Annotated in this window: 29 protein-coding genes and 3 tRNA genes; 8 read left to right on the forward strand and 24 right to left on the reverse strand. The window is 54.5% G+C overall.

The window, feature by feature from the left end:
• Nucleotides 1–159: 159 nt before the first annotated feature.
• The 6 genes from ACTQ34_RS03780 to uxaC all read right to left on the reverse strand — a co-directional run bounded on the left by ACTQ34_RS03780 (nt 160) and on the right by uxaC (nt 7,263).
• On the reverse strand, nt 160–1,776 hold the full coding sequence (locus ACTQ34_RS03780) for a mannitol dehydrogenase family protein (RefSeq protein WP_441362576.1): 1,617 nt from the start codon (nt 1,774–1,776) through the stop codon (nt 160–162).
• 105 nt (nt 1,777–1,881) lie between these two features.
• Nucleotides 1,882–3,183 (reverse strand): TRAP transporter large permease, encoded by a 1,302-nt coding sequence (locus tag ACTQ34_RS03785; protein WP_441362577.1) that lies wholly within the window; start codon nt 3,181–3,183, stop codon nt 1,882–1,884.
• A 3-nt stretch (nt 3,184–3,186) separates the two neighbouring features.
• Nucleotides 3,187–3,681, reverse strand: a complete 495-nt coding sequence (locus ACTQ34_RS03790; RefSeq protein WP_441362578.1) for a TRAP transporter small permease — start codon at nt 3,679–3,681, stop codon at nt 3,187–3,189.
• A 15-nt stretch (nt 3,682–3,696) separates the two neighbouring features.
• Nucleotides 3,697–4,725 (reverse strand): TRAP transporter substrate-binding protein, encoded by a 1,029-nt coding sequence (locus tag ACTQ34_RS03795; RefSeq protein WP_441362579.1) that lies wholly within the window; start codon nt 4,723–4,725, stop codon nt 3,697–3,699.
• A 60-nt stretch (nt 4,726–4,785) separates the two neighbouring features.
• Entirely contained in the window at nt 4,786–5,835 is a 1,050-nt protein-coding gene (gene uxuA / locus ACTQ34_RS03800) for a mannonate dehydratase (protein ID WP_441362580.1), read from the reverse strand.
• 21 nt (nt 5,836–5,856) lie between these two features.
• The gene (gene uxaC / locus ACTQ34_RS03805) at nt 5,857–7,263 is read right to left on the reverse strand and encodes a glucuronate isomerase (protein WP_441362581.1); all 1,407 of its coding nucleotides are present in this window, start codon (nt 7,261–7,263) and stop codon (nt 5,857–5,859) included.
• A gap of 185 nt (nt 7,264–7,448) precedes the next feature.
• Between uxaC and ACTQ34_RS03810 the strand changes: the two genes are divergently transcribed.
• Nucleotides 7,449–8,309, forward strand: coding sequence for an AraC family transcriptional regulator (locus ACTQ34_RS03810; protein ID WP_441362582.1), 861 nt, complete (start codon nt 7,449–7,451; stop codon nt 8,307–8,309).
• 110 nt (nt 8,310–8,419) lie between these two features.
• On the opposite strand, the gene moaC is transcribed toward ACTQ34_RS03810, so the two are convergent.
• The 5 genes from moaC to ACTQ34_RS03835 all read right to left on the reverse strand — a co-directional run bounded on the left by moaC (nt 8,420) and on the right by ACTQ34_RS03835 (nt 12,337).
• Entirely contained in the window at nt 8,420–8,905 is a 486-nt protein-coding gene (gene moaC, locus ACTQ34_RS03815) for a cyclic pyranopterin monophosphate synthase MoaC (protein ID WP_441362583.1), read from the reverse strand.
• Between the two features lie 120 nt (nt 8,906–9,025).
• Entirely contained in the window at nt 9,026–9,580 is a 555-nt protein-coding gene (locus tag ACTQ34_RS03820; protein WP_441362584.1) for a sugar O-acetyltransferase, read from the reverse strand.
• A 264-nt stretch (nt 9,581–9,844) separates the two neighbouring features.
• Nucleotides 9,845–10,906, reverse strand: a complete 1,062-nt coding sequence (locus tag ACTQ34_RS03825; protein ID WP_441362585.1) for a hypothetical protein — start codon at nt 10,904–10,906, stop codon at nt 9,845–9,847.
• A 3-nt stretch (nt 10,907–10,909) separates the two neighbouring features.
• The gene (locus tag ACTQ34_RS03830; RefSeq protein WP_441362586.1) at nt 10,910–11,722 is read right to left on the reverse strand and encodes a hypothetical protein; all 813 of its coding nucleotides are present in this window, start codon (nt 11,720–11,722) and stop codon (nt 10,910–10,912) included.
• Nucleotides 11,723–11,728: 6 nt separating this feature from the next.
• The gene (locus tag ACTQ34_RS03835) at nt 11,729–12,337 is read right to left on the reverse strand and encodes a hypothetical protein (protein WP_441362587.1); all 609 of its coding nucleotides are present in this window, start codon (nt 12,335–12,337) and stop codon (nt 11,729–11,731) included.
• A gap of 440 nt (nt 12,338–12,777) precedes the next feature.
• On the opposite strand from ACTQ34_RS03835, the gene ACTQ34_RS03840 reads away from it, so the two are divergent.
• Complete coding sequence (locus ACTQ34_RS03840; RefSeq protein ID WP_441362588.1) at nt 12,778–13,110, forward strand: cupin domain-containing protein; 333 nt, start codon at nt 12,778–12,780, stop codon at nt 13,108–13,110.
• Nucleotides 13,111–13,127: 17 nt separating this feature from the next.
• Nucleotides 13,128–13,316, forward strand: coding sequence for a ferredoxin (locus ACTQ34_RS03845; RefSeq protein ID WP_441362589.1), 189 nt, complete (start codon nt 13,128–13,130; stop codon nt 13,314–13,316).
• Between the two features lie 189 nt (nt 13,317–13,505).
• Here ACTQ34_RS03845 and ACTQ34_RS03850 read toward each other — a convergent pair.
• From ACTQ34_RS03850 to ACTQ34_RS03910, 13 genes are all read right to left on the reverse strand, one after another.
• A tRNA-Val gene (locus tag ACTQ34_RS03850) sits at nt 13,506–13,581 on the reverse strand.
• A gap of 3 nt (nt 13,582–13,584) precedes the next feature.
• Nucleotides 13,585–13,659 (reverse strand) — tRNA-Glu (locus ACTQ34_RS03855).
• Nucleotides 13,660–13,667: 8 nt separating this feature from the next.
• Nucleotides 13,668–13,744: transfer RNA gene (locus ACTQ34_RS03860), tRNA-Met, on the reverse strand.
• An 88-nt stretch (nt 13,745–13,832) separates the two neighbouring features.
• Nucleotides 13,833–14,612 carry a transglutaminase domain-containing protein gene (locus tag ACTQ34_RS03865; RefSeq protein WP_441362590.1) on the reverse strand — a complete coding sequence of 260 codons (780 nt, stop codon included), beginning with the start codon at nt 14,610–14,612 and terminating at the stop codon, nt 13,833–13,835.
• A 64-nt stretch (nt 14,613–14,676) separates the two neighbouring features.
• Complete coding sequence (locus ACTQ34_RS03870; protein ID WP_441362591.1) at nt 14,677–15,459, reverse strand: hypothetical protein; 783 nt, start codon at nt 15,457–15,459, stop codon at nt 14,677–14,679.
• Between the two features lie 25 nt (nt 15,460–15,484).
• Nucleotides 15,485–16,210 (reverse strand): 16S rRNA (uracil(1498)-N(3))-methyltransferase, encoded by a 726-nt coding sequence (locus ACTQ34_RS03875; RefSeq protein WP_441362592.1) that lies wholly within the window; start codon nt 16,208–16,210, stop codon nt 15,485–15,487.
• Nucleotides 16,211–16,276: 66 nt separating this feature from the next.
• Nucleotides 16,277–17,239: a 50S ribosomal protein L11 methyltransferase gene (gene prmA, locus ACTQ34_RS03880; protein WP_441362593.1), complete on the reverse strand. Its 963-nt coding sequence runs from the start codon at nt 17,237–17,239 to the stop codon at nt 16,277–16,279.
• Between the two features lie 55 nt (nt 17,240–17,294).
• The gene (locus ACTQ34_RS03885) at nt 17,295–18,335 is read right to left on the reverse strand and encodes a hypothetical protein (RefSeq protein ID WP_441362594.1); all 1,041 of its coding nucleotides are present in this window, start codon (nt 18,333–18,335) and stop codon (nt 17,295–17,297) included.
• A gap of 33 nt (nt 18,336–18,368) precedes the next feature.
• Nucleotides 18,369–19,853: a S41 family peptidase gene (locus tag ACTQ34_RS03890; protein WP_441362595.1), complete on the reverse strand. Its 1,485-nt coding sequence runs from the start codon at nt 19,851–19,853 to the stop codon at nt 18,369–18,371.
• A gap of 48 nt (nt 19,854–19,901) precedes the next feature.
• Complete coding sequence (gene argS / locus ACTQ34_RS03895) at nt 19,902–21,599, reverse strand: arginine--tRNA ligase (RefSeq protein ID WP_441362596.1); 1,698 nt, start codon at nt 21,597–21,599, stop codon at nt 19,902–19,904.
• A 24-nt stretch (nt 21,600–21,623) separates the two neighbouring features.
• Nucleotides 21,624–22,061, reverse strand: coding sequence for a DUF1934 domain-containing protein (locus ACTQ34_RS03900; protein WP_373165934.1), 438 nt, complete (start codon nt 22,059–22,061; stop codon nt 21,624–21,626).
• A gap of 25 nt (nt 22,062–22,086) precedes the next feature.
• On the reverse strand, nt 22,087–22,884 hold the full coding sequence (gene murI, locus ACTQ34_RS03905) for a glutamate racemase (RefSeq protein ID WP_441362597.1): 798 nt from the start codon (nt 22,882–22,884) through the stop codon (nt 22,087–22,089).
• Nucleotides 22,877–23,947 carry a D-alanine--D-alanine ligase family protein gene (locus ACTQ34_RS03910; RefSeq protein ID WP_441362598.1) on the reverse strand — a complete coding sequence of 357 codons (1,071 nt, stop codon included), beginning with the start codon at nt 23,945–23,947 and terminating at the stop codon, nt 22,877–22,879. Before ACTQ34_RS03910 ends, murI begins: the two co-directional genes overlap by 8 nt.
• Before the next feature lie 216 nt (nt 23,948–24,163).
• On the opposite strand from ACTQ34_RS03910, the gene ACTQ34_RS03915 reads away from it, so the two are divergent.
• The 5 genes from ACTQ34_RS03915 to ACTQ34_RS03935 all read left to right on the forward strand — a co-directional run bounded on the left by ACTQ34_RS03915 (nt 24,164) and on the right by ACTQ34_RS03935 (nt 26,887).
• Entirely contained in the window at nt 24,164–24,481 is a 318-nt protein-coding gene (locus tag ACTQ34_RS03915; RefSeq protein ID WP_373165929.1) for a PadR family transcriptional regulator, read from the forward strand.
• Nucleotides 24,478–25,137 (forward strand): DUF1700 domain-containing protein, encoded by a 660-nt coding sequence (locus ACTQ34_RS03920; protein ID WP_441362599.1) that lies wholly within the window; start codon nt 24,478–24,480, stop codon nt 25,135–25,137. The genes ACTQ34_RS03915 and ACTQ34_RS03920 overlap by 4 nt, the downstream gene beginning before the upstream one ends.
• Entirely contained in the window at nt 25,134–26,168 is a 1,035-nt protein-coding gene (locus ACTQ34_RS03925; protein ID WP_441362600.1) for a hypothetical protein, read from the forward strand. Before ACTQ34_RS03920 ends, ACTQ34_RS03925 begins: the two co-directional genes overlap by 4 nt.
• An 80-nt stretch (nt 26,169–26,248) precedes the next feature.
• On the forward strand, nt 26,249–26,446 hold the full coding sequence (locus ACTQ34_RS03930; RefSeq protein ID WP_441362601.1) for a PspC domain-containing protein: 198 nt from the start codon (nt 26,249–26,251) through the stop codon (nt 26,444–26,446).
• Nucleotides 26,447–26,476: 30 nt separating this feature from the next.
• On the forward strand, nt 26,477–26,887 hold the full coding sequence (locus ACTQ34_RS03935; protein WP_441362602.1) for a hypothetical protein: 411 nt from the start codon (nt 26,477–26,479) through the stop codon (nt 26,885–26,887).
• Nucleotides 26,888–26,985: the final 98 nt, after the last annotated feature.

Here is a 26,985-nt window from a genome sequence, read left to right on the forward strand (position 1 = left end):
CTTTGTGTCTGTTTTGTGTACTTTACAAAAATTTAACAATTCGGCAAAAGTTGTCTTCACCTAACCGTACAACTTCCAAATACTGAAAAAATGCGTCGCAGAGCATGTTCTGCGACGCATTTTGGGAGATTTTAGGCATTCAAAAAACAAGGTTAATATTTAACCGTGCAGGTATTCCTGCAGGGTGGCGCGTACCGCGCCCGGGCCGGCAATCAGCTTGCCGAACATGGTTTCAATCTTGTCTGCAAGGCCGTTTGCCACCAGATCGGCAGCAAAGACCGCCTCATTGGACAGAATCGGACGCAGCTTATCGCCCACGCTCTCGGGCTTGCCCAGCTCGATGCCGGACAGCTGCTGCTGCAAGGTTTCGAGCATCGGGTCGGAGGAAACCTCCATTGTCTCGCCCTTGTCGTCTACGCCGAGCAGATAGCGCAGCCAGCCCGCAATCGCCAGCGGAATAAATGTCAGGCTCTTGACATCCAGCTTGTCGGATGCGATATAGCTCTTGATCGTTTCACCGAAGCGAATCGGAATCTTCTGGGAGGTATCGGTGGCGATACGCTGCGGGGTGTCCGGAATGAACGGGTTCGGGAAGCGCTGGCCGACGACCTCAGCGATGAAGTCCGCGGGCTTGATGATGCCCGGGTCGGTGACCACCGGCATGCCCTCGTCATAGCCGATGTGCTCAATGAGGCCCTTCAGCTCGGTGTCCTGCATTTCGGCGGCGATGCTGGTGTAGCCTAGCAGGCAGCCGTAGACCGCAAGCGCAGTGTGCAGCGGATTCAAGCAGGTCGTGACCTTCATGCGCTCGGTCTTGTTGACCGTGTCGCGGTCGGTCATGTAGACGCCCGCTTTCTCCAGCGCCGGACGGCCGTTCGGGAAGTTATCCTCGACCACCAGATACTGCGGAATTTCCGCATTCACAAACGGCGCGATAAAGGTGTTGCGGCTGGTGACGATCGGCTCCATGTCCTCGATGCCGTCGGCCAGCAGAGCATTTTCCACTTCCTTGGCCGGCCGCGGGGTAATTTTGTCGATCATGCTCCACGGGAACGCAACGCGCTTCTCGTCCTGCATGTAAGCGACAAAGCCGTCGTCGACCAGACCGTTTTTATGCCATGCCTCGACAACTTCGAGCACACTGCCGCGCAGCTTTTCGCCGTTGTGCGAGCAGTTGTCCATGCTGGCCAGTGCAATCGGGTACGCACCTGCCTTATAGCGCTCGTACATGAGTGCTGCAACCATGCTCATCGCGTGACGCGCGCCCGACGGGCCGGCCTTCATGTCCTCAACCACCACCGGCATCAGCTCACCTTGAATGTTGCGCAGCGCGTAACCCTTTTCGGTGATCGTGAAGCTGACCAGCTGCAAAGACGGATTCACGAAAATCTTACGCAGCTTTTCCATCTCGGCTGCGTCCGTGCTGTCCGCGCAAACGCTGTCCGCGATAGAGGCCACGATTTCGCGCTCGGTCGATCCGTCCGGCTTGAGGCCGACCATCATGGTCAGCTCATCATGCGGCTTGTAAATCTTCTTGATGATATCGTAGTCAAAGGTGTCGCCTGCAATGATGCCGCAGGTTGCCTCCCCCTTGTTGAGCAGCTCCTGCTGCAGCATCGCCACAAAGCCGCGGAAAATGTTGCCCGCGCCGAAATGTACCCAAACCGGAGTTTCCGCGGTCTGCGCACGCATCTTCTGCACGTCAAACTGCGGCAGCTTGACGCCGACCGCCTGCCAGCCTTCCTTGTCCTGCAACGCTTCCAGACAGAGTTTCATACTACCATTCCTTTCGCAACTATCAAAGGGTTTTGCAACGGTACCCGCGGCTATCCTGTCCGTAGCGCAGAATAGCCGCAGCATACCAATTGTTTCTTTTTTGTCTTAGATCAGTCCAGCCGCCATCGGCAATCCAAGGCTGACCACCGGAACATAAGTGACCAGCAGCAGACCGATCAAAATCGCCACATAATACCAGAGCATATACGGCATCACCCTGGACAGGCTTGTTCGCCCAACCTTAATGGCCACAAACAGCGTATTGCCGACCGGCGGGGTAATGTTGCCGATGCACAGGTTGTACACCAGAATCAGTCCGAACTGCACGGGGTCCATGCCGAACGTCTTAACAACCGGCAGGAACAGGGGCGTGAAAATGAGAATCGCGGGGGTAACGTCCATAAACGTACCCGCAATCAGCAGGATGACGTTCATAATCAGCAAGATGATGATGGGGCTCTGCGTCAGACCGAGCAACGCCTCGGAAATCGCCTGCGGAATCTGCGTAAATGCCATCACCCAGCCGAGGATGTTGGACACGCCAATCAGGAACACGACCATGCCGCTCATCTTGGCACTTTCCACTATGATATTCCAGAAGGACTTAAGCGTAATATTCCGATAGCAGATGCCCAGAATCAGCGCGTAAACCACCGCGATGGCCGAGCCTTCGGTGGCGGTGAAGATGCCGCCGATGATGCCGCCGATGACAACCACAATCAGGGACAGGGACGGAATCGCCTTTAAGGTGCATACACCGAGGTTTTTCCAATCGAATTTACCGGGCATGCCCTTGTAGCCCTTTTTCTTGGCAATGATAATCGCCACTGCCATACAGCACAGCGCCCAGATGATGCCGGGAATATAACCGGCCATGAACAGCGCCGCAACCGAAGTACCGCCCGCTGCGAGCGAGTAGGTAATCAGTGCATTCGAAGGCGGAATCAGCAGGCCGGACGGGGCGGACGCGCCGTTGGTTGCCGCACAGAGCGCCTTGTCATAGCCCTGCTCCTCTTCGCCCTTTTCCACCATGCTGCCGACCGCTGCGGCCGCTGCGGAAGCCGAACCGGAAATCGCACCAAACAGCGCGTTTGCGCCGATGTTGGTCACCAGCAGCGCACCGGGCAGCTTGCCCAGAATCGCCATAACGAAATCCACCAACCGCTTGGCGATACCGCCCTGATTCATCAGGTTGCCCGCAAGGATAAAGAACGGGATGGCGGTCAGGCTGAACTTGCTCATGCCCACAAAGATGCGCTGCGCGCCAGTTACCACCGAGACATCCAGCGAAACCGTCTGCAAAATCGCAATCAGCGAGGAAATGCCAATGGAATACGAGATCGGCACACCAATGACCAGTAAAACGGCCAGCACGCCGATAATAATCAGCAAAGACTGCATTGCCATATGTTACGCCCCCTCCTTCTTTGCGTCCAAACCGGTACCTTTGCAGATATCCGCAATATTCAAGACGGTATAAATCATGTTCAGCACACCACACAGCGGCATGACAACATAGAATACGCCGACCGCAACGCCCAAGGAAGAGGTCATCTGACCCATCGCAAGCTGCGAAATCTGTACGCCGCCGTACACCAGAATAATCAGAGAGAATGCGAAGGCAATCAGCTCACCGAAAATGCCCAGTGCCTTCTGCATCCCAGGCTTCATCTTCTCTACCAGAATCGGAATGTTCATATGGCCGCGCTCACCGGTGACCAGCGACGCACCCAGCAGGCTTGCCCAGGCAAACAGGTAGGAAACCAGTTCCTCCGACCAGGAGGACGGGTTTTTCAGAACGTAACGGGTGAATACCTGCCAGCAGGTCAACACAACCATGGCGATAAAGCTCACACCGGCCAGTACATTGAGCAGCTTAGTCAGAACGTTTCTGAGTGTTTTCATTTGTTACGCACCTCCTCAGGATTCGGTCGACGGATACTGCTCGTTGTATGCCTGAATCGCGTCGTAAATCGGCGCAAGATCCGGATACTGCGCGAGCATGTCCTCGTGCATCGGTGCGCAAGCCTCCTGGAACGGCTTGGTATCGGGGTACAGGAACTGCACGCCTTGCTCATTCGCCGCACGGTCCTTCGCTGCCGCGACTGCGTCCGTCCATTCCGTCCGCTGCACCTGATTGACCAGCTGGAAGCCCTCTTCAAAGATGGCGCGCTCCTCCTCACTCAGACCATCGAGGAAGGCGATATTACCGATTAAGATGTCAGGGATCATCTGGTGCATGTCGTAAGAGTAATATTTGCACACGTCGCCATGCCCGTTATCGGTCAGGGCCAGCTCATTGTTTTCCGCACCGTCGATAATCTTACTCTGCAGCGCGGTATATACGTCGCCGAAGCCCATCGGCGTGGCCGATCCGCCCAGCAGGCTCATCATCTGCACGTTGGTCGGCGACTGCTGCACGCGAATCTTGAGGCCCTTGAGGTCGGCAGGCGTCTCAATCGGCGTGTCAACCGTATAGAAGTTTCGGGTACCGGCATCCAGCCATGTAACCGCTTCAAAGCCCGCCTCCTTGGTGGACTCGAAAATCGGGCCGGTGATCGCCTCATCGTCCATTGAAGCGTGATACGCCTCCGCGCTGGCAAACAGATACGGCAGATTAAACAAGGTGTAATTCGTGCTGAAGGTTTCAAGCAGCGAGTTGGATGCTACGCAGAAGTTGATTGCGCCGGTCTGTGTCAACTGCACCATCTCGTTCTGCGAACCGAGCAGTTCGCTCGGGAACACTTCAACGTCATACTTGTCGCCGAGCTTGCTTTCAATAAATTCTTCAAATGCTACCAGTGCAATATGGGTGGGGTGATTGGTCGACTGGTTATGCCCGATTCGGATGATCGTTCTACCATCCGAGCCCTGACCGCAGCCGGTCAGTACCGCCGCTGACATCACCGTTGCCAGCGCGAGCGCCAGCACTTTTTTGAAGGTTTTCATCGTGCAGACGTTCCTCCTGTCCATTCTCTTTTACACTTTCACGTTCTCTCCGCTGTCCGCTTACTTGGACAGCGCCTTTTCACAGGCCTCGAACAGGCCGTTGAGGTAAGTTGCGCCCAGCGCGCGGTCATACAGACCGTAGCCCGGCTTGCCGGTCTCACCCCAGATCATGCGGCCGTGGTCGGGACGGACATAGCCGTCAAACCCGGTCTCCACCAATGCCTTGACAATCTCATACATATCCAGACTGCCGCAGTTGGACAGGTGCGCGCGCTCCTCGAACGAGCCATCCTCCATGATCTTAACGTTGCGCATGTGCATGAAGCCGATGCGGTTCATGGAAGAATACTTGCGCACCATCTTGGGGATATCGTTAAACTTCGCGCAGCCCAGCGAGCCGGTGCACAGGCACAGCGTATTGGCCGGCGAATCGACAATAGACAGGTAACGATCGAGGTTCTTTTCGCAGGTGATAACGCGCGGCAGGCCGAAGATCGGGTACGGGGGATCGTCCGGATGCAGGGCCATCACAACGCCGCACTCTTCGGCAACCGGAATAACCTTCTTGAGGAAAATCTCAATATTCTTCCACAGGCCTTCCTCGCCCAGTTCGCCATACGCACGAATCAGGTCGCGCACCTGATCCTGCGTGTAGCTGGCATCCCAGCCCGGCAGGTTGATGTCGTCCGTCAGCGGGTCGAGGCCCTTCATCTGTTCCCAGTACATAACAAGGCTGGTCGATCCGTCCGGCGCCTTTTTGTCCAGCTGGGTGCGCGTCCAGTCAAAGACCGGCATAAAGTTATAGGTCACGCACTTGACGCCGTACTTCGCGCAGCGGCGGATGTTCTCGCAGTATACATCGATATGTGCGTCGCGCTTGTCCGTGCCGAGCTTGATATCCTCGGATACCGGAATCGATTCCACCACATCAAAAATCAGGCCGTTTTCCTCGCACTGGGCCTTCATCTTGGCAAGGCTTTCCTCCGGCCACACCTCGCCGGGTTTTACGTCATATACCGCCGAGACAATCGAGCGCATACCCGGAATCTGCCGGATGTACTCCAGCGTAACCGGGTCGGATTCTCCATACCAACGGAACGATAATTTCATATATAATCCTCCTCAAATAAATTACTGATTTAAACCAAGGAACGTTTCCACATTGCGGAAGCAAATATCCTCAATCATGCCGCCGAGCAGGTTATAATCGGCGGGCGCCATACCGTCTGCAACCCAACTGCCCACCAGATTGCACAGAATACGGCGAAAATATTCGTGACGGGGATAGGACAGGAACGAACGGGAGTCGGTCAGCATACCGATAAAGCGGCTGAGCACACCGATGTTGGCCAGACTCTTCATCTGGGCAATCATGCCGTCATAATGGTCGTTAAACCACCATGCCGAGCCGAACTGAATCTTTCCGGCTGCTGTTGCGTCCTGGAAGCAGCCCGCCGCAGCAATCAGCTTGTCGTTATCCGCCGCGTTGAGCGTATACAGCACGGTCTTGGGCAGCTTGTCCCGCACCGCCAGACGGTCCAGCAGCGCTGCCAGAGAAGCCGCAGCAATCGGGTCGCCGATGGCGTCGCCGCCGACATCCGCGCCAAGCGCACGGTACAACTTGGTATTCAGGTTGCGAATCGCGCCCATGTGCAGCTGCATCGCCCAGCCACGGTCCGCGTACTGCTCGCCGAGGAAGTCCATCATCAGCGACTGATAGGCCGCAACCTCATAGTCCAGCAGCGACTCGCCTGCCAGCGCCTTGCGCATGGCCTCCTCCGCCGCACTTTCGTCCCAAACCGTAAAGTCCGGCGAACCGAAGGAGTGGTCGGACAGCCGGCAGCCGGCCTGAGCGAAGTATTCCACACGCTGCGCCAGCGCCTGCTTGACATCGTCAATCGTGCGGATCAGGATGTTAGCCGCCGCGCCCAGCTTCTGCAAATACACCGGATAGCCGGGGTCGACGATGTTGAGCGCCTTTTCCGGTCGGAAGGTCGGCAGCACCTTGACCGAAAAGCCCGTATCCGCAGCCAGCTTTTTGTGCCACTGCAAATCATCAATCGGGTCATCCGTGGTGCAGAGCGCACGCACATTGCTCTCCATAATCAGCGAACGAGAGGAACCGGCCGGGCTTTGCAGCTTGGCGTTAGCCTTCTCCCAAATGGCGTCCGCCGTGGTCGGGTCGAGCAAATCGTCAATTCCGAAAAACCGGATAAGCTCCAAATGCGACCAGTGATAAATCGGATTGCCGATCAGGCGGGGCATCACCTCCGCATAACGGTCAAACTTTTCACGACCGGGCGCGTCGCCGGTGATGCAGCGCTCCGGAACCGCGTTGGCACGCATGACGCGCCACTTATAATGGTCGCCGCCCAGCCATGCATGAGCCAAATCGTCAAAACGGACATCCTCGTAAATCTCCTGTGGGTTGAGATGGCAGTGATAGTCGAAGATCGGCATTTTCTCTGCATGCTCGTGATAGAGAATACGTGCCGCCTCGCTGTTCAGCAAAAAGTCGTCTCCAATAAAAGTTTTCATGTTCCTTTCTCCTTTGCTGATTCGGATGGGTAACGTGCTTGGAAATGGATTCCATTTTTTGCGTTTCGTTGTTTCTGGTTTTAGTTTACAGTAAATATTGCGTTTTATCTTGGTGTTTCATGCTTGAAATATAGTGAAAATTGCTTTATAATATAATTGTACACAATATTGCGAGGTTGATTTTATTGAATGTACACAAAGAAGAATTTACACTGCGGCAGTTCATGGAAGAAAAAGATTTTGAATTCCATCACTACCTTGACCACATTCCGCCGAATGTGGAATTTCACGAGCATCCGTTCTATGAAATCTTCTTTTTCCTGTCCGGAAACGTCAATTACATCATTGAAGGCCGTACCTATCAGCTGCGTCCGGGTGATATTCTGCTGACCAGCAGCCGCGACATTCACCGTCCGGTCATCACTCCCGGCAAACCATATGAACGTTATGTCATCTGGATGGAGGATGACTTCTTCACGCGCTTTCAAGATTGGGGCGATGACCTTTCCGCCTGCTTTAACGACACCGCCCGCAAGAAATACCAGCTTATCCGACCGGACAGCCATTTGCTCGCCCGTCTCAAGCAGCATGGCGCCTATATGGCGCAAATCAAGGCCGAGCAGCATTTCGGCAGCCGGACCTTGCTGTATGCCTGCTTGCTGGAATTTCTGGTCTATCTCAACCGCGCGTATTTTGACACGCCGGACTCCATCCGGCATGACATTACAGAAAACGAAAAAATCAATCAGATTGTGGAATATATCAACGATAATCTGACCGAAAACCTGTCGCTCGACCACCTCGCGAACACCTTTTACATCAGCAAATATTATCTGAGCAATCAGTTCAAGCAGTATACCGGCCTGACGCTCTATCAATTCATTATGAAAAAACGTCTGACCGTCGCACGCAATATGCTACGTACCGGCGTGCCTGTCACCGACGCCTGTATGCGCTGTGGCTTTAACGATTATTCCAACTTCCTCAAGGCTTTCAAGCGTGAGTTCGGACATAACCCGAGCGACTATATCAAGCATCTGCAATAATCGTTTAAAATATTGCACATTCTTATCCGAAACACAAAAAAACAGCCGGATCGTATCCCAGTACGATCCGGCTTTTTTGCTGCAATTCGAAACTGCGGCATGCCACACGCCTATTCTGTTTTTTCCGCTTCTCTGACAAAATGCCCGGACTTACCGCCCGCTTTTTCCAGCAGGCAGATGTTCTGTATCACCATGCCGCGGTCAACTGCCTTGCACATATCATAAACCGCCAATGCGGCCACGCTTGCGGCTGTCAATGCCTCCATCTCAATCCCGGTTTTCCAATCGCATCGCAGCGTCGCTTTCACCAGCACACGCGCCGGTGCCTGAGTCTCAAACTCGATTGTTACCGCGTCTATCGGCAGCGGGTGACACATAGGAATTAATTCAAACGTCCGTTTTGCCGCCATAATGCCTGCAATACGCGCACAAGAAAAAACATCGCCTTTGGGTATTTTCCCATTGCATATCATGGCAAGCGTCTCCGGCTGCATGGCGATTTCCGCCTGCGCCACCGCCATGCGGGCTGTGATTGGCTTGTTTCCAACGTCAACCATATGCGCATTGCCCTTATCATCCAGATGCGATAGCTGCATGTTTTCTCTTCCCTTCTGTCAATCCATCCCTGCGGCTCAGCCGACGGTGTGGTATCTATTTTACCAAAGAGAACACGAATGCACAATAGTCCGGGGGCCAATCCATCCAATGGGATATTTTTATGCCTGCCGGCGGACCTTGCGGATTACCTTTGCCGGTACGCCGCCAACCATGGTATCCGGCGGCACATCCTTGGTCACCACCGCGCCCGCCGCAATAATGGCGCCGTCTCCTATCGTCACACCTGCCACGACGGTCACATTTGCGCCAATCCAAACATTTCTGCCAATCATGATCGGAGCAGGATGCAGGATATGCCGCAAATCCGGGTCCTCATCGTGGTTGAGCGTCGCCAAAACGACGTTATGACCAATGAGCGTTCCATCGCCGATTTCGATGCCGCCCTGATCCTGAAAATGACAGCCGGTATTGATAAATACATTTTTCCCCACGCGAATATTCTTTCCGTAATCCGTATGAAACGGCGGGAACAGACAGAAGGTTTCCTCCTCCGGCTGACAAATCAGTTCAAAAAAACGGCGGCGAACCTCTGCCGGTTCAAAATATCTGCCGTTCAATTCCATTGTCAGGCGCAGAGCGCGCTGCGATGCCGCGCGCATCGCCTCCGGGTCATCCAGTCCCTTTTCGATTTCGTTCCGATCCGCGATATTCATTTGCTCGCCCCTTATCTTTTTTCTTTTATTGTATGCCAGCCATATGCAAATAGCAAATACTTATGATATATGCACTTTTATGCTTCAAAAGCATACTGACCCAATTGCCGCAACCGACAATCGCTTAGAATTTAACGCAAATCTGAAATACTGTATTTTGCGTATAAAAACTGTTTGGGACTGTGAGATGCTGTTTTGTCAACCATTCCTCTGCGTCCAGCAGAAAACCACAGGCAGTGAACAAACATTGAACAAAGATATATTTCATTTTGCATAGGTGATGCCATAGCAGTACGCCTGACGAACGATACGCCCATCATCCGTGCGGTAGCCGTGATTCGGATACTTATCCGTAGACACCGACGCCTCATACAACTCCAGCACAGCGTTAAACTCGTCCTTTTTGAGCGGATAAGGCAAATCAAAACTCCGGGTTGGTATCTTTCCCGCTGCTACGCCGCCGCTGAGCACCTCAGAATACATCAAATCGAACAACGCCTGCTGCTCTTTGGACAAACCGGCATACCCCTCCACTTTATTACAGATGGGCACCGCCAAATCACCGTACAGCCAGCATCCCGTCGGCGCAGACAGCTCGGCTTCCGCCCCTCCGGTGCGCAGATTTCCGGCGGCGTCTGTGATGGTGAGGATCGTACCCGTTTCCGGCAGATAGGTCACGGTATAGGATTCCTGCATCAGCTGGGTCTGGGAAAGCAAGGTCACAGCGCACCGCAGAGAATCTTCCGCCGAATCGTAATACACAAACCGCTCGTCAGGGACCACTCTGACCCCATCGCGCAACTGGCGGTCCACCAGCTGAAGCGGCCCTTCATAAACCGCAGGCTGACCGGCGCGATATGCCTCCAAGTCCCGAGCGGTCTCCTCGATCTGCCGAGGCAGTGCCGCTCGAAGCACTCCGCTGCCAAACAGCAGGATAGACAGGCCGCACAAGGCGGCATAGACGATCCATGGTGTGCCTTGCCGCGCGTGTTTCTCGCGGTCCAACTCTTTGAGATAGAAGGCCTTGCGTTCCTCCTGTGTGGCAAACTCCGGCGGCCGGCTGTTTTTCCGCTGCCACCGCGCGCGACGAACGCCGGCCTGCTCCAAAATAAAGCATACGACCGGAACAACAGGGGCTGCGGTCAACAGCGCTGCACGGATAAGTCCTCCCACATGTTCGCCTTGAAGAACGGCTACTGCCGGATCGCTCGCAAACTGCCAGAACACAGACTTCATCACAGAGGGAGCAATCAAAGCGCAGACAGGCAGCACAACGGTCAAGACCAAAGCCGGCATCCACCATCTCCATTTTCGTTTTTTGTCCACGGATTAGCCCTCCCCGCAAGAGATCCACAACACCAGTTTGCTGTGGGGCAGATAATCCACCCGCACCGGATAGATATTGCTATCATAGTCCGTCAGGTCAAACTGAAGTCGCCCCATGCGGCAGGTGACATCGTCCACATGAATGTCGCACACCCAACGGTTATAAAGCCCCGGCATGATCGACATGAGCAGCTTGGGCCAGCGGGGGGTAGAGTACCACGGAACGGGATCGTATTCTCCCTCCGGCTCCCGTCCCATTTCCACCAGCACATTGTTCATGGCTGTGGCCTCCTGCTGCTCTCTGGTAACAATACCGGTACGCCACTCCCCTGCCGCCACCAAGGGGAAGTCCTGGATATAAGGAACCAGCGAATACACAGACCATCCCGCCAGCAGCAGAGTGAACGCCCAAGCGGTAACCGCTCTGCCCCAAAGCGGGCGCAGCCCGAACATGCGGAAGGTGAACACCAGCCGCTCATAACACTGAATGGCCAACAGGATCGCCAAAGCCAAGTTAACAAGGAGCGGAACCACCGAAGCCACATACATATAGGGCCGAAAGGATCTGCCGAGAAAAGAGAAGAAATCCTGAATCTGGTTGTCGAACAGGCCGGCAGCTGTCACTTGCAGCACCAGCGCGACCACCGCGAGCAGCACGGGGGCACGCCATAGCCGTCTGGACAAGACGGCACGAATCAGCCGCTGCTCCCGCCTGGAAAACCGGTTTTGGTGTTCCCGAAACCAAACATATGCATCCTCCCACCGCTTTTGGTGCATCAAATTTACCAGAGGGCTTAAAAACTCGTTTCTTTCCATGGCAAATCACACATTATACCGGGCGATGGCATTTTCCAGAATGTCGTCCTCATCAAAACTGAAGGTATAAGACACCTTTCCCTTAGTGTACGATATGGCGTTTACATCCTCGTTCTCGCTCGATTGATAGCCCTTCATCTGCTCGTCCATATAGGTTTTGATTTCTGTTTTGCTCTGGCTGTCTAACTCCAAACCAGCTACAGACACGGTAATATCATAGGTCCGCAATTCAGGCACTTCACAGGAGATAGCGCAGATCTTTCCGTCCCGAATTTCCACCGGCTCCGAAGTGGGATTATAGAGCCAGCAGGCGATTGGTGCGCCCACTCCGTCCTTCGGGCAGAAGGGAACCGCCATATTGTAATAGCTCTTGGCCTCCAGCTCCGCATCGTCGTAATTGTATGTATAAACAGACCTGCCCTCTACAGACGAGGTGGCAAGAACATAATTATCCCCCATAAACTCCTGCACGGTCATGGTACACATCTCACAGGGAACGCCGTTGATAGTGATTTCTGCTTTCTCAGCGCCGCCACGGAGAAAATACCATCCGGCGCCAATCAAGACCACCAGACAAATCACGCCTAATATGGGATTGCGCTTTTTCATCTTCATTCATCTTCTTTCTTTACATATGTGAAACAATCCTATAATTACCCCTCTTATCAGCCCCTTTGAGAAAAAGGAAGATATATCTTATTTTAGCAGAAAGCAATATAACCAGCAACACGCTTTTGTAAATATTATCCACAGGTACCCCATTTTGCTTGGCATCATACTCGTGCGGCAAGCGCCTACCGTTCTGCTCGATTTCTGCACAAAAACACCCACAGCATTCACGATTTGTTGTTTTGACAACATACATTCCAGGAAGGATGGTCTAATATAAAAACATAAGCCAGAGTAAGGCGAGCGGTTCTATGGAACGCAATCACAGATTGCAGAGCATTGAATTCCGATGGAACAACTATCAATTTCTGTCAAGCCATGTTTGACAGAATAAATTGCATGAAAAAGTATGACATTACTTGTATTATAAATTCGGAGGTCTTATTATGAGCATCAAAATGAAAAATATCAGCCAATCGGAAGTTCTGGTTCTGAAGGAGCAAATTTCCTATCAGGACGGACAGGTGGTCAGCAAAACGCTGGCACAGAACAGCGCCGTCAGTATCACACTGTTCTCCTTTGCCAAGGGTGAGGAAATCAGTACCCACGAATCAGGCGGAGACGCCTTTGTCACCTGCCTCGATGGCGTAGGCAAAATAACCATTGACGGCGTGGATTATCTGCTGCATGAAGGAGAATCCATCGTGATGCCCGCCGGACATCCCCATGCTGTATACGGAGAAGAAGCATTCAAGATGCTGCTTGTTGTTGTATTTTAAGAAAAGGAGTTTTTGATATGAAAGCATTTGTAGATCAGGATACCTGTATTGGCTGCGGCCTTTGCTGCGGAATGTGCGACGCCGTGTTCCAGATGAATGATGACGGGAAAGCCGAAGCATATCAGGAGGCAACCGCGGAAAATCAAAGCGAGGTGCAGAGCGCCATCGACTCCTGCCCGGTATCGGCAATCAGCTGGGAAAACTAAGCATCGGAACAGTAAGCGGAATACAATGTCAGCTCTTTGTCAGCCTATGCGACAGGCGTCCAAAGAGCTGACATCCACCGGACTTAACAAACAACCGAAATATTTAACCGCACACCACGAATGGATTTTCGATTCAAAAGAACGGCAGCAAAAAAAGAACGGCATCTGCTTTTGCAGATGCCGTTCTTTTGGTGGAAGTTAACGGGCTCGAACCGCTGACCCTCTGCTTGTAAGGCAGATGCTCTCCCAGCTGAGCTAAACTTCCATATGGTGACCCGTGCGGGAATCGAACCCGCGTTACCGCCGTGAAAGGGCGGTGTCTTGACCGCTTGACCAACGGGCCAAGGGAAATGGTAGCGGTAATTGGACTTGAACCAATGACCTTTCGGGTATGAACCGAACGCTCTAGCCAACTAAGCTATACCGCCGTACTCACTTTCCTGCGTCGCCCGTTCGCCGGCGACGATAGTTATTATAACTCATGTTCTATGTAGTGTCAAGGGTTTTTTCAAGATTTTATGAATTTTCTTTTTCCATGTTGTCGAGCACCTGTTCATAGAACGCCTCATCCCAAACATGGGTCTTGGACAGCTCTTCTGCGGTCAGCATGAAAAACTGATCGGAAACATATTCGCCGCGGTCGGGCACAGGATCGTCAAAGGTGCAGTCGATGAAATAGGTCTGTCCATCCAGCCGCACCGCATTCCAGCCGTGATTCATCTCTTCAGAAGCCACATAGATGGTTTTTATCCCTGCCGCTTCGCACAGCATCCCGTATGCGCGGCCATAACCCGCGCATACGGCTCGATGGTCCAGAAGCGCTCCATCCGCCGCAAAGGGAGCAGACGCACCATCCGGCACCGCCTGCGCCGCCGTATCGGTGTCATAGCTGCACAGGCGCACCAGCGTATTATGTAGCGCGCGCAGCTTCTGTTCCTCGGTCATATCGTCCGTGATGCTTTCCGCCGCGAGTGCCTGGGCATACGTCTCCGCCTGCTCCTGCCGTGCCCGACGGGATACCTCCACACGCAATTCCGTAGTTTGGTTTGGCCGAACGGTCGCATGCAGGGAAAACGCAAACGGATAGCGTGCCTCCAGCGCGCGATATACCTCGTCCGGGTCTACTTCCTCGGTGCGAAACAGCACACCGTCACCATCCGCTCTCGCATCCTGCTCCAGCAACGCAGCCGCCTGATACGGATTCTGTACATGCGGCGATACCACGCGCGGATACCACCATAACGCTGCTCCACCGGCCAGCAGCAAGACCAACCAAATTCCGGCCAGCCGCTTCATGCCTTCCCTCCTCACGAAAAAGCAAGCGGACGGTCAAGCCGTCCGCCCGCATCGCTATCCACAATTACATCAGCTTCACAGTATAGTATACCGCTGTGATAAACAGATATGCCGCTGCAACACCCATTGCAATCAAAATATGCGCCGGTGCAAACAAGACCGCCGCCACCAGCACTGCCATCAGCACCGGTGTGATTATCAGCATCATATAGGCATTCCGGCTGAACTGTGCGCTAACCTTCTTGCCGCGGGAAACGGTCTTTCCGCTTTTCCCACGCAGCGTTGCAACACAGATGAGCTGCACAATCGTCAACACGACCGCCGCGCCCAGCGCTGCATAAGCCATCCAGCCATAACTTGCGCTATCCAGCGCACGGCGCACCAACCACATCAGGCCAACGCCCAGGCCGGTATCCACTGCAATCAGGAAAAATTCCCGCGCATAAGAATGATATACCAGATAATATACCGCCAGAACCGGCAATGCCACATACAGCAGCTTAATCGGGCCGGTACCCAGATACATAATGGCAGCCATAGCCAGCACCAGCACAATGCTGGTAATCAACACATTGCGTCCGCACAGAATGCGGCGAGCAGTCGACCGCTTGCCGGAAAGCTCACGCACCAGCAAAGCAACACCGCAAATCACACCTAAAACGCCAATTCCCAGCAGGATTTTGGTCACCAGCATACCGGTTGCCCAAGTATTGCCGTAATCGATCAGGCGCTGTACAATCATCAGAACCAGTACGCCTAACAGGCAGACACTAAATACTGTCAACACCTTATTGGTGGTATATTCTTCTTCACTGATTGGCTTTTTGCCCACATTGCTTTTAGCCAATGCCTACACTCCCTCTTTTTTGTTCTTACATGTTTCCGCCTGCATACAGCACGGCGGCAAGCGCCGCAATCGGCGCCGTTTCGCACCGCAAAATGCGCGTGCCCAGTGATACGCTTGTCAGACCCGCTTCGGCAGCAAATGCAGCCTCCTCGGGCGCAAAACCGCCTTCCGGTCCAATCATCAAGGAAACCGTCTCGCCGACGCCATCCAACAATGCGTCATGCAGGCCGGTCTGCCGTTCATTTTCATAAAAGAACAGCGCGGTTTGACTCTGTGCCGCCTGCTCTGCTGCCTGCTCAAACGATACTACCGCACCGACCGCAGGCAGATATCCTCTGCCGCACTGTTTAGCGGCTTCCAACGCAATTTTCTGCCAGCGTTCTACTTTTTTATCGGTTTTATCCGGCCGCGATACACAGTTTTTGGACAGATACGGCACGATTTCCCGCGCTCCAAGCTCCACTGCCTTCTGCACGATAAAATCCATCTTATCGCTTTTCGGCAGCGCCATAAACAGCGTCAATTGCTGCCGTGGTTCGGTTTCAGCCGGATGACTGTCCAGCACATGGCAAAGAACCGCGTCCTTTTCGACCGTCTCAATCGAACAATCAAAATCCGTGCCCCTGCCGTTGCACAGGGTCACCGACTCACCCGGACGCAGCCGCAGCACACGTCCCGCGTGGTGCGCATCCTCTCCGCGCAGCGTCAACACACCGTTTTCCGGCTGCTCGGATACAAAGAATCTCGGCATAACAATCAAGTAACCTTTCCTATTCTATCAAAAAAAACGCACTATTGCAAGTGAACATTCCGTGAATTACTTTTTTGCGGTGAAAGCGGTCCAATCTTCGCTTTGTTCATGCGATAAAATCGCAAAACCGCTTTGTTCCAGCGCCGCACGCACCTCTTGCGCGCGCTCGTTGAGAATCCCCGAGCAAATCAGATGTCCGCCCGGCACCAGCTTGTCCGCAAACATCGACGCCATGCCGATGATAACGTCGGCCACGATATTGGCCACGATGATATCATAACCCGCACCGATTTCCTGCGCCAGCTGCGGATTGCGCAGCGCATCGCCACACAATCCCCTGCCGATAAAAACATGATTTTTCTCCGCGTTTTCCTGCGCGGTTTTCAGGCAATTCTCGTCGATATCCACCACGGTTTTGACATCTGCGCCCAGCATCGCCGCCGCAATTGCCAGAATCCCCGACCCAGTGCCCATATCGAGCAGCGTATCGCCCGGATGAACGAGTTTTTCCAGCGCAGCCATGCAAAGCTGCGTGGTGTCGTGACTGCCTGTGCCAAAGGAAGAGGCCGGGTCAATCTCCAGAATTTTTCTTCCCTGCGCATCGTCCACCGTCTCCCACGAGGGCTTAATCATGAAGGTTTCGCCTACCGGGAACGGCTTGAAATACTGCTTCCAGCCCCATTCCCAGTCCTCCTGACGGGTTAACGCGGTTTCGGTGCATAAGCGGCCCCACGCATGCGCATCATCTCGCGCCTTCAGATTTTCCAGCGCAGCACAAATGGCGGCATATTGCTTTGCACCGTCCTCATCGTCCGACAGATAGATTTTCAAGCAGGTTTCCTGTGCGCGTTTCTCGCGCACCAAATCCTCATCCACATAGTCCCAGTAGATTTCAGTATCCTGCAAGAATTCTTCAAAATCGGCAGCGTCTTCCAGCACATAGCCCTCTACGCCGTTATCCTCCAGAAGCGCCTCGACCGGGCCGATTCCGGCTGTGGTCGTGTAAATTGTGACTTCTTTCCAGTCCATTGCATTCCTCCACATATATTCAGCGCCGCAGCGCTCTTTCCCTCCGGCCCAAAGTTTATAAACGAATCAAACCGTATTTTTGTTCCAGATAGTGCACAACCTCTTCCGGCTGTTCCCACGTGCCGTCATAGAGTGCAAGGCCCGGATACACCTGCAATCCTTGCTCGAGCAGCTCGGCCGACTCCGCGCACAAGCACAGCGGCCGTGAAATCATATACCAGTATTCCTCCAGCGCAATCACATCATCCTCGGTTTCGAGCACCAGCTTGAGCGCACCGGCATCATCCTCCGCCGCAATAAGCGTCTCCTCCAGCCGGGGACCGCACTCGATCTCATCCGAAATATCAATCGTCGGATCGATGAAATGCGCATTTTTACCGTCCGGCGCCAGAATAAAATCATCATGGTCGCGCGCAACCACCGTGCCTTCCGTATGGGAGTCGATTGCCGCCAACAGCCGCGCAGTATCGTCGTGCTCGGCCGGCAGAAAGATTTCCGTATTATACAGGGTGGTCTGCGCACGCAGCCATGCAGAGTGTACACATACGCCAAGCGACAAACGGGCATACGGCGCCGTCATATCGAGCGCCTCAGTGATCGACTGCGGATCATGTGCGGTCAGAATGACCGTTGTCACACCGATGCGCTGCAATACACCTACCGCTGCACGAATATCCGTACCGTCGGATAGATGGCCTTCGTCATCGTCTACCAGCAGCTCCGCAATCACGGTACGGCCGCACAAATCCCCCAGCGCCAGCACTGCCGCGCGCAGCGCCGCAAAGGTTTGTGCGCCGCGCAGACAGTAAAATGCCGCGTCATCATGCAAAAGCGGACGAAACGTCTGCTTGCACCGCTTCATGTACGCCACCGTAACCGGCCGCCCGCATTCTTCTACATCCGGAACGGGCGGACAATCCAGCATCAACCCAACCGGCAAGGGCGCAAGACTTTGCGCCCATACTGCACAGGTTTCTCCATCCGGTGCAATCGCACCCGCAAAGCGCTCCGGCTGCTGCTGGCAGAGCGGCAAAGTTGCCGGATCGGTTAACAGAATTTGCGGTTTATGTTCCATCGGGCATAAAGGAATATCCAATGTTGTTTTCCTCCCAAGAAGAATACCATCCAATTAGTTTTTCTTCCAGCTGCCATCCGGCAGCGCGGTATATTGCTGCGGCTCCGCTGCCGCCAGCTTGCACATTTCCAGTGCGGTGAGCAGCTGCTCATCCAATTCGTAGGTCTGTCCGTCCAGCGTCTGCATCGCCGCATCCAGCGCCTGCAGCATTTCGGACGAAGCATACAGCTCCGGCTCCATATCATAGCTTGCAAGGAAGGACTGCACTGCACTGGTCACTTTCCCGTCAAACGTATTCGTAGCCTCGTCCAGCAAGCCCAGCAGCACCAGCCGCTCGGTCATGGCGTAAACATTGTCCGACTGCATACCGAAGCGCAGGTTTTCGGTCGTATCGAGCGGTGTCAACCGCTCGGCATTGACTGTCACCGTACGATTTTCAATCTGGAGGTCCGGTGTCAGTCCGACGCCCTCCCAGCAGCCCTGCTCAGGCAACTCCAGCTCCAATGTGGTGATGACCAGCTTGTCGCCATTGATTAAGTCGATATGATACTGCCCCTGACCCTTGCCATAGGTCTTTTCACCAACCAGCGTCGCCGCGCCGGTATCCTGCAGGCTGCCTGCAAGCAGCTCGGCTGCCGAAGCCGTTCCACCATCCACAAGCACAACAATTTTATTCAGCGGCAGGCCGCCTCCGGTGGAATAATGCTCTTCCAGACCGCCCATATCCTCCCGCCAGTGTACACCGGCCAGATATACATTTGCATTCTGCGTTATGGTGTCTGCCATTTTCAGCGCAATATCGATCACGCCGCCGCTGTTGCCGCGCAGATCCAGAATGACCGCGCGCGTATTCTTTTCATCCAGCCCTTCCCAGATTTCCGAAAAGGCATTCCAATCGTTCTGCGACCCTATTGCGCTGATCTTGATGTATTCCACACCGTCAGCCATGGTTTGACTGGATACATAAACCTGATTCACCTGCCGCCGCACACAGGTGACGGTCAGTTCGCGGCCTTGTCGGCGCACCGTGACATTCACGCTGGTGCCTTCTTTTCCGCGCAGCAGTTCGGCCACCTCAGTATTGGTCATCTGCGTAGCATCCTTACCGTCCACCGCAATGATGAGATCCCCGATTTGCAGCCCTGCCTCTTCCGCTGCGGAGTAGCGCATCACCTCACTGATCAGCACACCGCCGGAACCCTGCTGGATTCCCACGCCAATACCGACAAAGCCCTCCAGTGTGGAAAAGCCCTCCGAGTACTCCTCGCTTGACAGATACATGGAATGCGTATCGAGCAGCGACAGAATATCGTTGATGACGTTGTACATCTCCTCCGGATGTTCCTGCAAATACTTGTTGATATAGTTTTGCAGCACATACGGATTATTCTCCGCTTTCAAACCCAAACTGTCAATAAGCGACCAAACGCCGTCAAACCAGGTTTCGCTTTGTCCATCCTGTGTGATTGCGCCCGCAGGCACGGTCAGTGTCGCCGCTGCCAGCGTCAGGGCAACCAGCCTTTTTGCAATTTTTTTCATTGATTCTCTCCCTTGTCAGAGGGCAAAACACCGTTCCGTATCTTTATATTACATGCTCTCCGGTGCGTCCACGCCGATAAGTCCCAGTGCATTGGCAATGGTCTGACGGGCGGCAAAGCACAGCGTCAAACGTGCCGCACACAGCTTTTCATCATCGCACTTGATGCGGCAGGCATTATAGAAATGATGGAACTGCTGCGCCAGCGCCACGGCATACTTATTCAGTCGCGACGGGTCGCGGCTGACCGCCGCCTGCACAATTTCCTCCGGGAACTGCGCAATGGTCTTGACGAGCTGACGTTCATCCGCGCCGGTCAGAACGGAGAGATCGACGCTTGCCGTATCCGGCATGGCCACGCCGTCCTCGGTGCAGTTCTTGATAACCGAGCAGATACGCGCATGCGCATACTGCACATAATAAAGCGGGTTGTCCGAATCCTGCTTGACCGCAAGGTCGAGATCGAACTCCATCTGCGTCTCCGCCGCACGGGAATTAAAGAAGAAACGCGCCGCGTCGACCGGAATTTCGTCCAGCAGATCGGTTAAGGTCAGGCTCTTGCCCGTACGCTTGGACATACGGACGACCTCGCCGCCCTGCATCATGCGCACCAGCTGCATCAGCACGATTTCCAGACGGTGCGTTCCGTCCAAACCGAGCGCATCGAGCGCGCACTGCAAACGCTTGACGTGGCCGTGATGGTCCGCGCCCCAGATATTGATGACACGGTCAAAGCTGCGCTTTTCAAACTTGTTGCGGTGATAGGCAATATCCGCCGCAAAATAGGTGTAAAAACCGTTGGCACGGCGCAATACGTCGTCCTTATCGCAGCCGAACGCGGTCGAACGCAGCCAGAGCGCGCCGTCCTCGGTTTCGTAGGTCGCGCCTTTTTCTGTTAAAAGGTCCATGGTTTCCTTGACATAGCCGCTCTCATGCAGCTCGCTCTCGCGGAACCAAACATCATAATTGATTTTATAACGCTTGAGATCGCGCTCCATACGCGCGATGTTGGTCGGCAGGCCGTAACCCTCGATGATGGCAAAACGCTCTTCCGGCGTTTTGTCCATCAAGCTGTCACCGTACTGCTCGACAAGGTCGTGCGCCAACGCCTTGATGTCGTCGCCCTGATACCACGAGGGGTCGAACTCGATGGCGTCCTCGCCACGAATTTCCTGAATATAGCGGCCCTCGACCGAGTGAGCAAACTTATCGACCTGATTGCCCGCGTCGTTGATATAGAACTCGCGCGTCACATCATTGCCCGACCAGTCCAGCACGGATGCGAGACAGTCGCCCAGCACGCCACCACGCGCGTTACCCATATGCATCGGACCGGTAGGGTTGGCGGACACGAACTCGACCATCACTTTTTCCGGTGTTTTGGTCTGGCTGCGGCCGTAATTGTTGCCCATTTCAAACACACCACGCACCGCTTTTTCATACCAGCTCTGGCCGAGCGTAAAATTCATGAAACCGGGACCCGCGATGTCCACCGTGTCAAAGCAGCTGCCCGACAAATCAAGGTTGTCTACGATTGCCTCCGCAATCTTGCGGGGCGCCATGCGCAGGGGCTTGGCGCACTGCATGGCAAAGGTGGATGCCCAGTCACCGTTGGAAGCATCCTTGGGAGTCTCCACCGCAACGGGCGGAATATCGCCTTCGGGCAGCACACCCGCCGCCACTGCTTTATGATAAGCCGCCTCAACCACGCGGGTTGCTTCGGCGCGCGCAAATTCATATGCGTTCATCTGTTCACTCTCCGTTTATTTTTCTCAAACCTGTGCCGGCTGCGTGGACACCACCATTTCAAAATGGTGTTCGCCCATCAGCGAATGATCCACTTCCACCGTATAATCAATCACCAGCTCACCGCCGTTTTCCCCCACGGTATTGCGCACACGCGAGGTATGGGTGGAAACCGTCATCTCCGCGCCAATCGGTGTCTGATACAATCCAACATGCCGTTCATCCTCGGCAAACAGCATGTGCGAAGGGTATGCGCCTGTTCGGATGAGCGCGACCGTCTTGCCGTCCAGTTTGACCGTGGTTTTGGTACCTTCCAGCCCGGTCAGCTCGCTCTCCTCATAGGCGATATAATATTTCCCGCCGCGCTCATACAGCGTTGCGGCGGTCACTAAGTTAATCCGCTCCTCGTCGCAGTCAGCAAACTGCTGTTTGGAGGAAATCGAAAGCCAAACGTCCTTTTTCATTGCTCGTTCTCCGTCCATGCCTTTATCAATAGCTTGAAATGTCGACCAAGCCCGCGCCCACTTCAATCTGCTCCTGCAAAAACAGGCCCGCAAGCTGGTCAAACCCGTCCGGGTCATCCGAGACAAAATACCTTGTCTCGCCCGGCCCTCCGGCGGGGTCAAACTGCGTCGAGGCGAGGTTTGCCGCCTCCGCACCCGAGTCGATGAGCGTCACATCAGGTCCCATAAAGTCCCCGATTACGTCCTCGAGCAGCGGATAGTGCGTGCAGCCCAAAATCAATGTGTCCACGCCCGCGTCTTTGAGCGGCGCGAGATACTCCGCCACGACCGTTTCAATCACCACATCACCGCGCTGCACGCGGCCATTCTCGACCAGCGGCACAAACAGCGGGCAGGGCTGGTTATACAGTGTCAGGCTGCCGTCCGCATGGTGCAGATAACGCTCATACGCGCCCGACCGCACGGTCGCCGCCGTGCCGATGACACCGACCCTGCCGTTTTGCGTCATTGTCATCGCACGGCGGCAGGCAGGCTCGACCGTACCGATAATCGGAATGTCATTTTCCCGGTCGAGCAGGTCAAGCGCAACCGATGACACCGTGTTGCATGCAATGATAATGGCTTTTAGGTCAAACTGCCGCAGGAACGCAACGTCCTGACGCGCATATTTAATAATAGTATCCCGTCCGCGCGTACCATAAGGCACGCGTCCGGTATCGCCAAAATAAATGATGTTCTCCTGCGGCATCAGCGCGTGCAGCCGCCGCACCGCAGTCAGGCCGCCCAGACCGGAGTCAAACACGCCAATCGCGCGATTATCCATGATGCTCCTCCAGCGCCAGCTCAATCAGACGGTCCAGCAGGTCAGGATAATGCAGCCCCTCGTAATCAAACAGCTTGGGATACATGCTGATGGAGGTGAAGCCCGGAATGGAGTTCAGCTCATTGAACACAACCTCACCATCCTCATGGGTAACAAAGAAGTCTACGCGGGACAGGCCGCGGCAGCCGAGCGCGGCATAGACGCGCAGCGCATTCTGCCGCACGGTCTCCATCTGCGTCTCGGTGATATGGGCCGGGATGTACAGTTTGGAGCTTTCATCCTTATACTTGGCATCAAATGTATAAAACGCCTGCGTCGGCGCAATCTCGCCCACGGTAGAGGCCACCGGACGCTGATTGCCCAGCACTGCGCACTCGACCTCATGCCCATCGATAAACTCCTCGACCAGCACCTTGCTGTCCAGTTTGAACGCCTCGGTCAGACCCGCGGCAAGCTCAAGCATATCGCCCGCCTTGGCAACACCGACCGACGAGCCTTGCGAACAGGGCTTGACAAACACCGGGAAAGAACCGAGCGCCTCGGCCGCCGCACGGACCACGCCTTCCGCGCCGCGCTCAAAATCCTGCCGCAGTGCAAGGAAATATCTTGCCTGCCGCACACCGGCTGTCTCCACGATTGCCTTGGTGATGGATTTATCCATCGAATTGGCGCTTGCCGCTACGCCGCAGCCCACATACGGGATGCCCGCCAGCTCCAGCAGGCCCTGCATCGTGCCGTCCTCGCCGCCAACGCCGTGCAGCACCAGGAACACGCAGTCCAAGCGTACCGTCTCCGCCTTGTCCTCATGCAGCAGCATCAGACCATGTACACCACGATCCGGCGAGAGCACTGCTGGCACCTTATCCGCCATGCGCTCCCACGAACCGTTTTCAATGCGGTCGGGATCACAGGTCGGGCAGTAAAACCACTTGCCCTCCTGCGTGATGCCGACCGCGTAGATCTCATATTTGTTTTTGTCCAAATTGCGCAGAATGGACGCAGCGGACAGGCACGAAATATCGTGCTCGCTGGAAATGCCGCCAAATAATACAGCCAGTTTCATTTTCCTGTTTCGCCCCTTCTTGTTATTGCCTTCTACTCATACAGATAACATTATACGCTATTTGACGTGCAAATACAATGCAAAACTACGCTTTTCCGCGCACCATTCCTACAAAATTTACAATTCCTTCATACTATTTTTTTGAAATACCAGTTGACGGACTATATTATATATCATATAATATTATTGCAAACACAAAAAGAGAGGTGGTATTCCATGTCATACCCGATCGCCTCCTCCCTGCTCGACGGGATCGTGCTTGCAGTGGTCGAGCGGGAGAGCACCTATGGCTACCGCATCACACAGGATGTGCAAAAAGTGTTGGAAATTTCCGAATCGACACTGTATCCGGTACTTCGCCGCCTGCAAAAGGACGGCTGCCTGACAACCTACGACGAGGCCTTTGCCGGGCGCAACCGGCGGTATTACAAAATTACCGAGCACGGCCGCGCCCAGCTCCGGCAGCACCGTATCGACTGGCAAAATTACCGGAACGGCATCGACGCGATCTTTTTTGGAGGGGTTAGCCAATGAACAGAACTGAATATATGGCGGCGCTTCGGCGCGCGCTTTCCGTCCTGCCCGAGGAGGAACGCGCCAGCGCCCTGCGCTATTATGAGGAATATTTTGACGACGCGGGACCGGAAAACGAAGAGAAAGTGATTGCCGATCTGGGCACACCGGAAAAAGTAGCCGGACAAATCCTTGCGGATTATCGGGAAGTGACACCCGTGCAGCCTGCATCGAACAGTACAGCGCCGCAGCAGAAAAAGCGCCGCTGGCACGGCATCAATCCGTGGCTTCTGCTTGTGCTGGTGCTGCTGGCCATTCCGGTCGGTATCCCGCTCGCAGGCGTGCTGATAGGCCTGATCACCACCCTGTTCGGCATTCTGCTGTCCGTCGTGCTGGTGGTACTGGTGTTTGTCGTAGTCGTGCCGCTCTGCCTGCTGGCAGCAGGCGTTATCCTGTGCGGCATCTCCTTTGTCCTGTGGAGCATGCCTGCCAGCGCGGTGATGACCCTCGGCTGCGGTCTTGCGCTGTTCGCACTGGGCATTCTGCTGTCGCTTTTGGTAATTAAGCTGTGTATTTTGTTTGTGCCGCCGCTGTTTCGCGCGCTTGTGGCCTTGCTTCGCTGGCCAATTGACAAGTGGCGCGGCCGCACACGCAAAAACGGAGGTGAAACGAAATGAAAAAACTCATTATCGCCTGCTGCTCGATTCTGGTCATCGGCGGCTGCCTGATGCTGGGCGGCTGGGCCGCCGGCGGACAGCTGTACGGCTCCTATTATAACGGCGCGCTGCATCCAGTCAGCGAAAGCATCCGTGATATTGCGTATGGCATGCAAAACCGGTGGCATTATCATTCATGGGTAGATGACCACGGCTGGCACTCCGGCTGGTTTGACGACGATCTGGATGACTGGATCGATGATACGGTCGATCGTGCGGTCGATGATGCGCTGGACAACTTTGATACCGACTGGGTAGATGACTGGCTGGACACGCGGCATGAAACGATTGCCAGCGGCATTGATATCCCCCGCAGCATGGATGTCATCTCCTCGCTGAACTTTGACTTTTCCGGTGTCTCGGATAACAACGGCACAATTAACATTGTCAGCGGCACGGCGAGCTTTGATGTGTCCGGCGCAAACATCACCAGCAGCACAATCGACGGCTCCACCTGGTCGCTGTGTCTCACGCCCAGCGGGTCGGAGCAATGCGTCATCAATGTGCCGTACACAATATCGTATTCCAACATTTTTCTGAACGTCGGGGATCAAACCGTCGATATCACCGGCTCCGGACCGTTTGCCGCCGATAATCTGGAAATCCATATCGCAGACGGCACGCTGAACGCAGAAAAACTCTCCAGTGACAAATACAATATCACTGTGCAAAACGGAAAACTTTACGCAGATCAACTCAAAATCGGACAAATGAGCACCAGCGGCACACTGGATATCTCGCTTGGTGATGGTAGCATGACTGCGACCCTTGTTGGCGAATACCCGGATTCGTCTGCGCTCAGCTACCAGCTCGATTCAGACGGCGGCGCAATCCTGCTCGACGGGCACGCCATCTCCGGAACCACCTCCGACACGCACCATGCCTCCCAAAAAGGCAGCAGCAACGCCTGTCCGCTGCTGCGCGCGCAGGTCGGCAGCGGTACGCTCGATCTGCTTTTGGAAGATACCGGCCGGGCGCCCATAGGATTTTAAGCTTAACTGTGTGCTTTATCCTCCTTCCCCTTGACGAACCCCCCAAAACAACGTATGATAGAAGAAAAGGAGTTTTTACTATGAATGGCAAGAAACTGTACCGCAGTGAATCCGACCGCATGCTGTGCGGCGTATGCGCGGGCATTGCTGAATATTTCGGTCTCGACCCGACGCTTATTCGCCTTGCCTGGGCTTTTCTCTGCTGTTTCGGCGGAACCGGCTTTTTAGCCTATATCCTTGCCGCCATCATCATCCCGACGCAGAGCACCGTCCAGTAAAACCCCTCCCCAATGAGAGGATGTGCCCTTATGAGCGAAAACCAGAAGCCGCTGGCTGAAGAACAGACCGAATCGGTGCAAGCCGCTCCGGAATCGCCGCAAACGGAAGAATCCGTTTTGTCTGCGGAAGCTGACAGCGATGAAATCGTCGAAACGACGGATGACGGCGCCGAAGAAGAACCGGTCGAAGAAGAAGATATCGACCCCGCCGATGTGCGAATTTTCGGCATGCCGCGCGTATGCTTCCACTATACCGCATTCGGTGTGGCGGTCGGCTACCTTGTTTCCGGCATTATCGGTATAGCAGGCTACAATCCGCCGAATGCGAACATCTGCGCTGTCGTATGCGCTGCGATTGGCTACGTTATCGGCAGCCGCCTGTACAAAAAGCGGAAAGCCGCGCGCGACGCCGCAAAGCAAAGTCCGGAAAGCGCAGAATAATAGGCAAAAAAGCAGCGGATTATCCATCCGCTGCTTTCTCTTTTGTGGTATACTAAGAATAGTTCTTAATGATTCACCGATAGCAGCAAGGAGAGTGC

Origin of the sequence: Agathobaculum sp. LCP25S3_E8 (assembly GCF_052117165.1) — a bacterium.
Taxonomy (GTDB): domain Bacteria; phylum Bacillota; class Clostridia; order Oscillospirales; family Butyricicoccaceae; genus Agathobaculum.